This window comes from Achromobacter deleyi (genome assembly GCF_902859705.1).
Taxonomy (GTDB): domain Bacteria; phylum Pseudomonadota; class Gammaproteobacteria; order Burkholderiales; family Burkholderiaceae_B; genus Achromobacter; species Achromobacter deleyi.
Genome location: NZ_CADIJO010000001.1, coordinates 528,459 through 540,797, shown reverse-complemented (window position 1 = coordinate 540,797; position 12,339 = coordinate 528,459). Strand labels below are relative to the sequence as shown.

The window sequence follows — 12,339 nt, the reverse complement described above, 5'->3', positions numbered from 1 at the left end:
CGTCGTCCGCTGGTTGTCCGCTTATTTCTTCTGCGGCTGGTAGATCTGGTCAAACGTGCCGCCGTCGCTGAAGTGATCCTTCTGCGCCTTGCGCCAGCCGCCGAAGATCTTGTCGTCGATCGTCACCAGCTTGACCTTCGGGAATTTGCTTTCGTACTTGGCGGCCACGGTCTTGTCGATCGGGCGGTAGTAGTTCTTGGCGATGATTTCCTGCGCGGCGGGCGTGTACAGGAATTCAAGATAGGCTTGCGCCGCGGCGCGGGTGCCCTTCTTGTCGACGATCTTGTCGACGATGGCCACGGGCGGCTCGGCCAGGATGGACAGCGACGGCACCACGATATCGAACTTGTCCGGACCCAGTTCCTCGAGCGCCAGGAAGGCCTCGTTTTCCCAGGCCAGCAGCACGTCGCCCACGCCGCGCTCGACGAAGGTGGTGGTGGCACCACGGGCACCGGTATCCAGCACCGGCACATGCTTGAGCAGATCGCCGACGTAGGCGCGCGCCTTCTCTTCGCTGCCGCCGTTCTTTTCCAGCGCGTAGGCCCAGGCCGCCAGGTAATTCCAGCGCGCGCCGCCCGAGGTCTTCGGGTTGGGCGTGATCACCTGCACGCCGTCCTTGATGAGGTCGTCCCAGTCCTTGATCTGCTTGGGGTTGCCCTTGCGCACCAGGAACACGATGGTCGAGGTGTACGGCGAGCTGTTCTGCGGCAGGCGCGCCTGCCAGTTCTCGGGCACCAGGCCGCGATCGGCGATGGCGTCGATGTCGTAGGCCAGCGCCAGCGTCACCACGTCGGCTTCCAGCCCGTCGATGACCGAGCGCGCCTGGCGGCCCGAACCGCCGTGCGACTGGCGAATCGTCAGATCGACGTTGGCCTTTTCCTTGTATTGCTTGATGAAGGCGTCATCGATGGCGCGGTACAGCTCGCGCGTCGGATCGTAGGACACGTTCAACAGGGTCTGCTTCTGCTGCGCCTGGGCCGGCGCGATCGCGGCAAAGGACACCGTCACTGCGGCCAAGGCGGCCAACCAACCCGCTTTCCTGAAAGACATTCCTTGCTCCCTTCCCGTGTTTGGCAATGTGGAAGCAAGTTTGCCGGGGGCCTGTTCTGAACGGAACGAATCATTCTTTGATTGCTCATCGCTCCCAGGCATATAGCGCAGCGGTGCGCGGCGCCCCCAAAATGCAAAAAAGCCGCGCTTTCCCAGGGGAAAACGCGGCGCTACGGGCCTTGCCCGCCGAAATCGGGCAAGGCGGCGCGGGCCGCCTTGCGCACGATTTTCTTATTTACTTATTCGGTTGCGGCGTAATGCGCAGGTACGGGCGCACGGCCTTGTAGCCCTTGGGGAATTTCTGCTTGATCACGGCTTCGTCCTGCAGGGACGGAACGATGATCACGTCGTCGCCGTCTTCCCAGTTGACCGGCGTGGCCACGCTGTGGCTGTCGGTCAGCTGCAGCGAATCGATGACGCGCAGGATCTCGTTGAAGTTGCGGCCGGTGCTGGCCGGGTACGTGATGGTCAGGCGAACCTTCTTGTTCGGGTCGATGATGAACACCGAGCGCACCGTCAGGGTGGCGTTGGCGTTCGGGTGGATCATGTCGTACAGCTCGGACACCTTGCGGTCCTTGTCGGCCAGGATCGGGAAATTGACCTTGGTGGACTGCGTGTCGTTGATGTCTTCGATCCACTTGCTGTGCGAATCGGCGCCGTCCACGGACAGGGCCAGTACTTTCACGTTGCGCTTGGCGAATTCATCGGCCAGCTTGGCGGTGTAGCCCAGCTCGGTCGTGCAGACCGGCGTGAAGTCGGCCGGATGCGAGAAAAGGACACCCCAGCTATTGCCCAGATACTCATGGAAGCGGATCGGGCCGGCCGAGGATTCCTGTTCGAAATCGGGGGCGGTATCGCCCAGGCGTAGATGACTCATGGTGTCTCCTGCGTGCGCATTCAGGTTTGCGGAACCGGCGGGTCTCCAGGCCCGGGACCCACCGGGTAATCGTTTCAGTGGCGGCAAGGGCCGCCCCGGAAATCGATTCTTCCATCAAACCTGTTGCGGGGGAAATACGCAAGGCATATAACCTTATGCAATATTCGCAGCGGCCCCGCACGCGTCCGCGACCACCCCGGCGCGCACCGCGGCGGACAGCGCCAAGGCGCGCGGCAGGATGTGCGCCGCATAGAACAATCCGGTGGCCAGCTTCTCGCGGTGGAACGGATCGGTCGAGCCCCCGGCCAGACGCCGGCGGCATGCCAGCACCGCGCGCGCCATCTGCCAGCCGCCATGCACCACGCCGGCCAGCATCAGGTAAGGCACGCTGCTGGAATAGACCGCGCGGATGTTCGCGGCCGATTGCTCAAGTATGAATTCCACCCCGGCCTCATAGGCCTGGATCGCGCTGTCCAGGTTGTCGCGCAGCAAGCGCAGGCCATCGCGCTCGGCGCCCGAAGCGCGCGAGGATTCGGCCTCGACCGCCCGCAGCGTTTCGCGCATGGCAGCGATGGCGGCGTAGGCCGTGGCGCCCGCGTCGCGTTGCGTCTTGCGGCTGACCAGGTCGTTGGCCTGGATCGCGGTGGTGCCTTCATAGATGGGCAGGATGCGGGCATCGCGGTAATACTGCGCCGCGCCGGTCTCTTCGATGTAGCCCATGCCGCCGTGCACCTGGATGCCCAGCGACGCCACCTCGACGGCGGACTCGGTCGAAAAGCCCTTCACGATGGGCACCATGTATTCGTAGAACGCCCGGTTGCGGGCGCGCTGCTCGGGATCGGGATGGTGCGTGCCCTTGTCGTGCGCCGCCGCCGTCACATAAGACACGGCCCGCGCCGCCTCGGTCAGCGCCTTCATGGTCAGCAGCATGCGCTGCACGTCCGGATGGCGCGCGATAGCGACCGGCGCGGCCGAGCCTTCCACTGCCCGCCCCTGCACCCGCTCGCGTGCATAGGCCAGCGCGTGCTGGTAGGCGCGTTCGGACACGCCGATGCCCTGCTGCCCCACCGAATAGCGGGCGGCGTTCATCATGATGAACATGTATTCCAGCCCGCGGTTCAGCTCGCCCACCAGGTAGCCCACCGCGCCCTCGCCGGCTTCCCCCTTGCCCGAGCCGTACAGCAGCACCGCGGTGGGGCTGCCGTGGATGCCCAGCTTGTGCTCCAGCGACGCGCACCAGACGTCGTTGCGCGCACCCAGGCTGCCGTCGGCGCCGACCAGGAACTTGGGCACGATGAACAGCGAAATGCCCTTCACCCCAGGCGGGGCGTCCGGCGTGCGCGCCAGCACCAGGTGGATGATGTTCTCGGCCAGGTCGTGCTCGCCGTAAGTGATGAAGATCTTCTGGCCGGACAACCGGAAGCTGCCGTCTTCCTGGCGCACGGCGCGCGTGGCCACCTGCGCCAGGTCCGAACCGGCCTGCGGCTCGGTCAGGTTCATGGTGCCCGTCCACTTGCCGCCGATCAAATTGGGGACGAACTTTTTTCGTTGCTCGTCGGACCCCACCGTCAGGATGGCCTCGATCACGCCGTCGGTCAGCATCGGACACAACGAGAATGCCAGGCTGGCCGCCTGGATGTTTTCGCCAGGCGCGGCGGCGACCAGCTTGGGCAGCCCTTGCCCGCCCCAGGCCTGCGGATGCTGCAGGCCCTGCCAGCCCCCGGCGGCATAGTCCTTGAAACCCTGCGCGTAGCCCGGCGTGGCCGTCACGTGCCCATCGTTCCAGACGGGCGGCCGGGTGTCGCCCGGCACGTTCAGCGGCGCAATCGCCTGCTCGACGAAGCGGCCATTTTCTTCCAGGATGGCGTCCACCAGGTCGGGCGTCACCTCTTCGAAGCCGGGCAATTTCAGGACGTCGTCCAGGCCAGCCAGTTCTTTCAGCGCAAAGCGGAAATCCTGCAGAGGGGTAAGGTAGGGCATCGTGTCTCCATGAGCCTGTCGTCCGTGACGGCGGACGCGGCGGTATGCGGGGGGGCGCCGCCTTCGGTGACACGCGTGGCGCGGGTCGATGGACGGTCTCGGTGGTTTCCCTAACCGATCTTAAACCCTCAACCGCGGTTTGCGGGCGCGCCGCTCGCAAAGTCGCCGCGACAACCGCGCCGCATCACCGGCACCGCACTGCGCGGTCTACTCAGCTCAGGTGATACGCCAGCGACACGATGATCGGCCCCAGCACCGGCAGCAGCACGTTGGCGATGGCGTAGGTGACGGTATAGCCCAGCAGCGGCACGGCGCTGCCGCTCGCCCCCAGAATCGCGCTGATGGCCGGCGTGCTGACGTGCTGGCCGGCGATGGCCCCCACCAGCAGCGGCCCTTCTATCTTGAGCAGCTTGTGGCCGACCCACAGCGACAGGCAGGCCGGCCCCAGGGACACCAGCAGCCCGATCAAGGGCAGCACGGCGCCATGCTCGCGGATCAGCGACACCGCTTCGGGCCCGGCCGACAGCCCGACGCAGGCCACGAACACCGCCAGCCCCAGGTCCTTGAGCAACTGCACCGCGTGGTCGGGCATATGGCCCAGCGCGGGCCGCTTGGCGTTGATCCAGCCGCACACCAGGCCGCTGACCAGGGCGCCGCCACCGCTGCCCAGAGAAACCGGAATGCCCCACAGGCGCGCGCTCAGGCTGCCTATCAGCAACCCGGCCAGGATGCCGAACGCCAGGAACACCAGGTCGGTGACGCCGCTGCGGCGCAGTTCGTTGCCCAGCGCCGCCCCGGCCTCGGACAGTTCCGGCTCGGTGCCCACCAGCGTCACCAGGTCGCCGTACTGCACCACCGTGGCGGGCGTGACCGGCAACATGTGCCCGGATCGCTGGATCGATTGCAGAAACACGCCGCGGGCCCGCTTGGCGCGCGGCCGCTGGGCCAGTTCGCCCACCGTATGGCCGTTGACTGCCTTCTTGCTGACGATGATCGCCAGCTCGCTCAACTGCAGATCATCGGCGTGGGCTTCGGGCAGCTGGATTTCCGGCCCGATCACCGAGCCGGCCCGCAACGCGAAACGGCGCAGGCCCAGCACCACCACGATGTCGCCAGTCGCCAGCGTGTCGCCGGGTTCGGCGTCGACCGCCTCGCCATTGCGCAGGATGCGGCTGATGGCCGTGCGCCCGCCCAGCGCCGCCTCGACCTCGGCCACCGTCTTGCCGTCCGCATCCTTGACCACGTGCGAACGTCCCACCAGGCGCGGCAGCGTCGGCAGGTTGCTGTCTTCGCTTTCCCCCGAGGCCACGCCCAGCTTTTCTTCCAGCGCCTTGGATGCCTCGCGCAGATTGATGCGCAGCAGGGCCGGCGCCACCTGGCTGGTGAAGAAGACGATGCTGATCAGTCCCACCAGGTAGGTCAGCGTGTAGGCCGTGGCGATGTTGGCTTCCATGCGCTGCACGTCGGCATCGGGCAGGCCCAGGTGCTTGAGCGCTTCGGCGGCGGTACCCACCACCGCCGATTCGGTCGCCGCACCGGCTGCCAGGCCGGCCGCGGTGCCCGCGTCCAGCCCGAACAGCGGCACGGCCGCCAGCACGATGGTCAGCACCAGCAAGGCTTCGATCACCGGCAGCACGATGTAGCGCAGGCTGGAACGGTTCAGGTTGGCAAAGAACTGCGGCCCGCCTGAATAGCCCATGGCGAAGATGAACAGGGCGAACGCGACCTCTTTCAGGTCGCCGCGCATCTGGCAGCCGGTCTGGCCGATCAACAGGGCGACGATCAGCGTGCCGCACACGCCGCCCAGTTGAATCGGCCCGACCTTGAGCTTGCCGATCAGGTATCCCAACCCCACCGTCAGGAACAGCACCGCGATGGGAACGCTATTGAAAAACCCGACTGAGCACGTCATAAGGTCATGTCGCCCTGGTGGTTGCTGCTGGGTGCTACTTGCCCGCCGTGGCCTTCTTGGCGGAACGTTCCGCCTTGGCGGCCTGCTTCACCGCTTTTTTGACGGCCTTCTTGGCGGCGCCCTTGTCGCCGGCCTTGCGCTTGGCCGCCGATGCCTTGACGGTCTGGCCCTTGCCCGCGGTCGGGCCCGAACGCACCAGCTGGCCGGCCTTCCAGGCTTCGACGTATTCCGTGGCGGCCTCGACCATGTGCTTGCCGATCTTGGAATAGTCGCCATCGTCCAGGTTGGCCAGCGAGATGCGGATGGACCAAGGCGGGCCGCCGAAGCCGCCGCCGTCCATCAGCACCACGCCCGACTTCTCGGCCAGGCGGAACAGGAAGTCCACCGGTTCGTAGTTCGTCGTCATGTACTTGCAGAAGGCGTCGCCGTAGGTGTTCTTGGCCCACACCATGAAGTCCAGCTCGACGTAGTACCAGCCGCGCATCGGATCTTCCGGCGGCAGCGGCGCCCCCAGGCCGCGCCACAGCGCATCGCGGCGCGCCCGCACGATCTGCATCGTCAGGTGCTTGTACGCATCCTTCAGGTCCAGCAGGTGCGACAAGGCGAAAAAGCCCATCTGCACCTGCTGCGGCAGCGACAGGCCGGCGGTGTGGTTCAGCGCCACGTTGCGGCTGTCGGCCACCATCCGGTCAATGAACTTGAGCTTTTCCGGCTCCATCGTCATGGCACCATAACGCTTGTTCAGGCGCTGCTTCCACGACGCGGGCAATTCAGCGATGCGGCGATCCATCGTGTTCTTTTCGTGGGTCGCGATCACGCCCAGGCGCCAGCCCGTGCACCCGAAGTTCTTCGAGAACGAATAGACGCAGATGGTGTTGTGCGGCACCTCGGCCATCAGCGAACGGAAGTTCGGCACGAAGGTGCCGTACACGTCGTCGGTCACCAGCACCAGGTCCGGATTCTTGCGGATCAGGCCCACGATCTGCTTCATCTCTACCGGGCTGAACGCTACCGACGGAGGATTGCTGGGGTTCACCGTCACCGCCAGCTTGATCTTCGGGTTCTCCAGCTTGGCGATCTCGGTGGCCGGATAGTGCCAGTCGTGGGTGCCGTCGGCGCGCACGCTGCTGGCATTGATGGCCACGATCTTGAACTGGAAGCGCTCCAGGTGCGCGATTTCGATATACGGGGTGAAGGTCGGCAGGAACAGCGCGATGGTGTCGCCCTGCTTGAGCAGGCCGTTCTGCATCAGCGAGTCGAAGATGTAGCACATGGCCGCCGTGCCGCCTTCGACCGGGAACAGGTCGAACTTGCCCTTGGGCGGACGGCCGTCGCACATTTCCTTGATCAGGTAGTCGTGCACCACCTGCTCCAGGTGCACCAGCGACCGGGGCGGCACGGGGTAGTTGTCGCCGATGATGCTGTCGGTCAGCTCATGGATCCATTCGTCCGGCACGAAGTTCTTGATCTTGACGCCATACTCCAGCACCCCGGCCAGGAAGTCCGCCCCGGCAGCGCCCTTGTTCTTGGACAGGAACTTGCGCAGCCGGTCGGCGCAGCCCTTCTTGGGCGGCATGCCCGCCAGGATCACGTCATCGCGCACCCGGCGCGCTTCCTTCATGGCGAACTGGCCCAGCAGGAAGAACGCGTCGCGCGGTTCGGTGGCGATCCAGTTGGGGTTGCCGCGGCCGGCGTTCAGCATGGTCAGCGCGGCGGTCTGCTGGCTGTCCTTGGCCAGGGTGATCAGGTAGTCCTTCAGCTCGAAGGGCGACAGTTGCTCCAGGTCGCGCTGGCGGGAACGGGTGGTTTTCAGGGCCGAGGCCAGGCTGACGGTGAGAGGCGCGGTGGAAGCCATTATTCAGTACTCCTGGTTTGCGATTTGACAGGCGCTTGCCGGGGATTTCCCCCGTATCCGCTTGATGCCCCGCCCGCGCTGCGCGAGCGGGGATTTGCCGCTAGGTCATCAACATGACGATGACGATGCCCCAGATGATGAGCAAGGTGTTACCGATGGCATAAGGCACGGTGTAGCCCAGCGCGGGCACCTGGCTCTTGGCGGTCTCGGTGATCTGCCCGATGGCCGCCGTGGTGGTGCGGGCGCCGGCGCAGACCCCCAGCACGATGGCCGGGTGGAACTTGAACACGTAGCGGGCGATATACACCCCCAGGATCATCGGTATGCTGGTGGCGATGATGCCGGCGATGAACAGCTTGGCGCCCAATTGCTGGAAGCCCAGCACGAAGCCCGGCCCGGAACTGATGCCGACCACTGCCACGAAGGCCGTCAGGCCGACGGATGTCAGGAACCAATGCACGGGCTCTGGCACCCGCCCGAACGTCGGATGCACCGACCGCAGGTAGCCGAAGATCAGGCCGGCGATCAGCGAGCCGCCCGAGGTCGACAGGGTGATGGGAATGCCGCTCACGGTCAGCACCAGCGTGCCGAACAGGCCCCCCAGCAAGATGCCGAAGCCCACGAACACCATGTCGGTCTGCTCGGTGGGACGGTCCACGTAGCCCACTTTGCCGACCACCCGTTCCACGTCGCGCTTGGCGCCCAGGATGAACAGGTGATCGCCGCGGTCCAGCTTCAGCCCCCAGTTGACCGGCATTTCGTGGCCGCCGCGCACCACTTTGCGCAGGAACACGCCCCGGCCCAGCTGGCGCACCGATTCCAGCTCGGAAATCTCCTTGACGGTCTTGCCGGCCAGGTTCTTGTTGGTCAGCACCACCTCGATGATTTCGGCGGGCAGGTTGAGCAGGTCGCGGTCCTCGACTTCGGTGCCGATGATGCCGGCCGCCTGCAGCACCAGCGCATCGTGCCGGCCGGTCACGCCCAGCACATCGCCGGCCTGCAGCACGGTGGTGGAATCGTTGTCGATGATCTGGTCGCCGCGGCGGATGCGTTCGACGAACACGCGCGCCTCGACGAAGTGCGATTCCAATTCACCGACAGTCTTGCCGACGTATTCCAGGTGCTCGAGCTTGTAGGCGCGGGCCGTGAACTTGCGGTAGCCGGACAGTTCCATCGAATCGGAAGAGCCAGACATCTTGGCCTCGTACTCCTTGCACTCCTTGACGATGTCCACCCGCATCAGCTTGGGTCCCAGCGATGCCAGCAGCCAGGCGCTGCCGACCGTGCCGAAGATGTAGCAGACGGCATAGGCCACCGGAATGCTGTCGATCCATTTCTTCTTGGTCGCCGCATCGATGCCCAGGCCGTTGATCGTGTCGGTCGCCACGCCCATCACGGCTGAAATCGTCTGCGCGCCGGCCAGCAAGCCCGCACCGGTACCCGCGTCAAAGCCAAAGCCCACGGCTGTCGCCCAGGTGACCAGCAGGCAGATGACGCAGATGACGACGGCGAAGATGACCTGCGGCAGGCCATCGCTTTTCATGCCACGGAAGAATTGCGGTCCGACGCCGTAGCCCAGGCCGAACAGGAACAACAGGAAAAAGACTTGCTTGACGATAGGGGCGATGGTGATGTCGAGCTGGCCGACCAGCACGCCGACCAGCAAGGTGCCGGTCACTGCCCCCAGGTTGAATCCGAATATTTTCTTGGCCCCTATCCAGTACCCCAGACCCAGGGTGAGGAAGATTGCAAGCTCCGGATATTTTCGCAGAGTGTCAAAGAACCATTCCATCCCGAATCTCCTTCGTTATGTATAGGCCAAGCACTTGCGCGAATCTAGCTGCGCGCGGAACACATTATCAGAATCTTTCCAAAGATCAAAAGTTTTAGTGGGTCGATATCAAATAGTTTCGATTGTCAGCCGGCCATGAAAAAACCCGCGGACATAATGTCCGCGGGTTTTGGGTACCACTGGAATATCGAGGCTTACAGCGCGCCGGTCAGTTCGGGAACGACCTGGAACAAATCGCCCACCAGGCCATAATCGGCCACGCCGAAAATCGGCGCCTCGGGGTCTTTGTTGATGGCCACGATGACCTTCGAATCCTTCATGCCGGCCAGATGCTGGATGGCGCCCGAGATGCCCACCGCCACGTACAGCTGCGGCGCAACAATCTTGCCGGTCTGGCCGACCTGCCAGTCGTTGGGGGCGTAGCCCGCGTCGACGGCTGCGCGCGATGCGCCCAGCGCGGCGCCCAGCTTGTCAGCCAGCGGATCCAGGATCTTGAAGTTCTCGGCGCTGCCCAGGCCACGGCCGCCGGACACGACGACGCGGGCGCCGGCCAGTTCCGGACGGTCGCTCTTGGCGACTTCGCGGCCGACGAAGCTCGACAGGCCCGAATCGGCCACGGCGGCGACGTCTTCCACGGCGGCCGAGCCACCCTGCGCGGCCACGGCGTCAAAGCCGGTGGTACGCACGGTGATGACCTTGACCGAGTCGGCCGATTGCACGGTGGCAATGGCGTTGCCGGCGTAGATCGGACGCTGGAAGGTGTCGGCGGATTCCACGCCGATGATGTCCGAGATCTGGGCGACATCGAGCTTCGCGGCCACGCGCGGGGCCACGTTCTTGCCCGAGGCGGTAGCCGGGAACAGGATGTGGCTGTAGTTCGAGGCCACGGCCAGCACCTGGGCCGCGACGTTTTCGGCCAGGCCATCGGCCAGTTGCGGGGCATCGGCCAGCAGCACCTTGGCCACGCCGGCCGCTTGCGCGGCCTGGTCGGCCACGGCGCGGGCGTTGGCGCCGGCGACCAGCACGTGGACGTCGCCTCCGATCTTGGCGGCGGCGGCGACGGCGTTCAGGGTTGCGCCCTTGAGCTGGGCGTTATCGTGTTCGGCAATAACCAGCGTCGTCATCTCAGACCACCTTCGCTTCGTTCTTGAGTTTGTCCACCAGGGCCGCGACATCGGCCACCTTGATGCCGGCCTTGCGGGCGGGCGGCTCGCTGACCTTCAAGGTCTTCAGGCGCGGCGCGGGGTCCACGCCCAGGTCTTGCGGCGTGACGGTGTCCAGCTGCTTCTTCTTGGCCTTCATGATGTTGGGCAGCGTGACGTAACGCGGCTCGTTCAGGCGCAAGTCGGTGGTGACGATGGCGGGCAGCTTGAGCGTCAGGGTTTCCAGGCCGCCGTCGACTTCACGGGTGACCGTGACCTTGCCGTCGGCCAGTTCGACCTTGCTGGCGAACGTGGCTTGCGGCCAGTCCAGCAGCGCGGCCAGCATCTGGCCGGTCTGGTTGGCGTCGTCGTCGATGGCTTGCTTGCCCAGGATCACCAGTTGCGGTTGTTCCTTGTCGACCAGGGCCTTGAGCAGCTTGGCCACGGCCAGCGGCTGCAGCTCGGCGTCGGTCTGGACCAGCACGCCGCGGTCGGCACCGATTGCCATGGCGGTGCGCAGGGTTTCCTGGCATTGCGCAACGCCGCAAGAAACCGCCACGACTTCGGCCACGGCGCCCTTTTCCTTCAGGCGGGTGGCTTCTTCGACGGCGATTTCGTCAAAGGGGTTCATGGACATCTTCACATTGGCGATATCCACGCCAGTCTGATCAGACTTGACGCGCACCTTGACGTTGTAGTCAACGACGCGCTTGACAGGTACCAACACCTTCATCCCGCTGCCTCCAAATGGAAATTAATTACCCGGCGTATGCGCCGGGATCGCATTGCACAATTTTTTCCTGATTCTACAGCTTCGCCAGCGCCCGTATATGCGCCACGACGCTGCGGCCCAGGGCGGACAGGTTGTAACCGCCCTCGAGCGTGCTGACGATCCGGCCCTGGCAGTGGCGTTCGGCCACGTCCACGAGCTGCTCGGTGATCCAGGCATAGTCGGCCTCCACCAGCCCCATCTGCCCCATATCGTCCTCGCGATGGGCATCGAAGCCGGCTGATATCAAGATGAGTTCCGGGCGGTGCGCTTCCAGGCGCGGCAGCCAGGTATCGGTGACGATGGGGCGCACGGCCGCGCCCGTCGTATAGGCGGCCACCGGCACGTTCAGCATGTTGGCGGCCGGGTCGGCCGTGCCGCTGTTGGGAAAGAACGGGTGCTGGAAAAAGCTGCACATCAGCACGCGGTCGTCGCCCGCGAAGACATCTTCGGTGCCGTTGCCGTGGTGCACGTCGAAATCGACGATGGCCACTCGCGACAGGCCGTGGAAATCCAGCGCATGGCGGGCCGCGATGGCCACGTTGTTCAAGAAGCAGAAGCCCATGGCCTGCGAGCGGCAGGCGTGGTGCCCGGGCGGACGCACCGCACAAAAGGCCGTGCGGGCCTCGCCGCCCATCACCGCGTCGACCGCCGCCACCCCTGCGCCAGCCGCATGCAGCGCGGCCTCGTAGGTGTGCGGGTTCATGAGGGTGTCGGGATCTATCGGGTAATACCCGTGGTCCGGCGTATGTTCGCGCAAACTGTCCAGATACTGGACAGTGTGCACGCGCAGCAGGTCGTGGCGGGACGCCTGAGGCGCCTGCCGGTCGTCCAGATAAGGCATCAAGCCGCTGGCGAGCAATTGGTCGGAAATGGCATCCAGCCTCTGCGGGCTCTCCGGATGCCAACTGCCCATTTCATGCAAGCGGCATGCCGGGTGGGTAAGATACATGGTCTCCATA

9 protein-coding genes are annotated in these 12,339 nt (G+C 65.1%); all 9 read right to left on the bottom strand.

Going from position 1 to position 12,339, the window contains the following annotated elements; all coding sequences use genetic code 11:
• Nucleotides 1-21: 21 nt before the first annotated feature.
• Entirely contained in the window at nt 22-1,050 is a 1,029-nt protein-coding gene (locus tag HV798_RS02320; RefSeq protein WP_025140183.1) for a sulfate ABC transporter substrate-binding protein, read from the bottom strand.
• 235 nt (nt 1,051-1,285) lie between these two features.
• On the bottom strand, nt 1,286-1,927 hold the full coding sequence (locus tag HV798_RS02315; protein WP_025140182.1) for a peroxiredoxin: 642 nt from the start codon (nt 1,925-1,927) through the stop codon (nt 1,286-1,288).
• 153 nt (nt 1,928-2,080) lie between these two features.
• Entirely contained in the window at nt 2,081-3,907 is a 1,827-nt protein-coding gene (locus HV798_RS02310; RefSeq protein ID WP_175195341.1) for an acyl-CoA dehydrogenase, read from the bottom strand.
• A gap of 211 nt (nt 3,908-4,118) precedes the next feature.
• Entirely contained in the window at nt 4,119-5,819 is a 1,701-nt protein-coding gene (aspT, locus tag HV798_RS02305) for an aspartate-alanine antiporter (RefSeq protein ID WP_175195343.1), read from the bottom strand.
• Nucleotides 5,820-5,853: 34 nt separating this feature from the next.
• Nucleotides 5,854-7,674 (bottom strand): bifunctional aspartate transaminase/aspartate 4-decarboxylase, encoded by a 1,821-nt coding sequence (locus HV798_RS02300; RefSeq protein WP_175195345.1) that lies wholly within the window; start codon nt 7,672-7,674, stop codon nt 5,854-5,856.
• A 100-nt stretch (nt 7,675-7,774) separates the two neighbouring features.
• Nucleotides 7,775-9,466, bottom strand: coding sequence for an aspartate-alanine antiporter (gene aspT, locus HV798_RS02295; protein ID WP_175195347.1), 1,692 nt, complete (start codon nt 9,464-9,466; stop codon nt 7,775-7,777).
• Nucleotides 9,467-9,660: 194 nt separating this feature from the next.
• Nucleotides 9,661-10,590: an electron transfer flavoprotein subunit alpha/FixB family protein gene (locus HV798_RS02290; protein WP_175195350.1), complete on the bottom strand. Its 930-nt coding sequence runs from the start codon at nt 10,588-10,590 to the stop codon at nt 9,661-9,663.
• A gap of 1 nt (nt 10,591) precedes the next feature.
• Complete coding sequence (locus HV798_RS02285) at nt 10,592-11,341, bottom strand: electron transfer flavoprotein subunit beta/FixA family protein (RefSeq protein WP_008164052.1); 750 nt, start codon at nt 11,339-11,341, stop codon at nt 10,592-10,594.
• Nucleotides 11,342-11,414: 73 nt separating this feature from the next.
• The gene (locus tag HV798_RS02280; RefSeq protein WP_175195352.1) at nt 11,415-12,338 is read right to left on the bottom strand and encodes a histone deacetylase family protein; all 924 of its coding nucleotides are present in this window, start codon (nt 12,336-12,338) and stop codon (nt 11,415-11,417) included.
• Between the last annotated feature and the right edge of the window lies 1 nt (nt 12,339).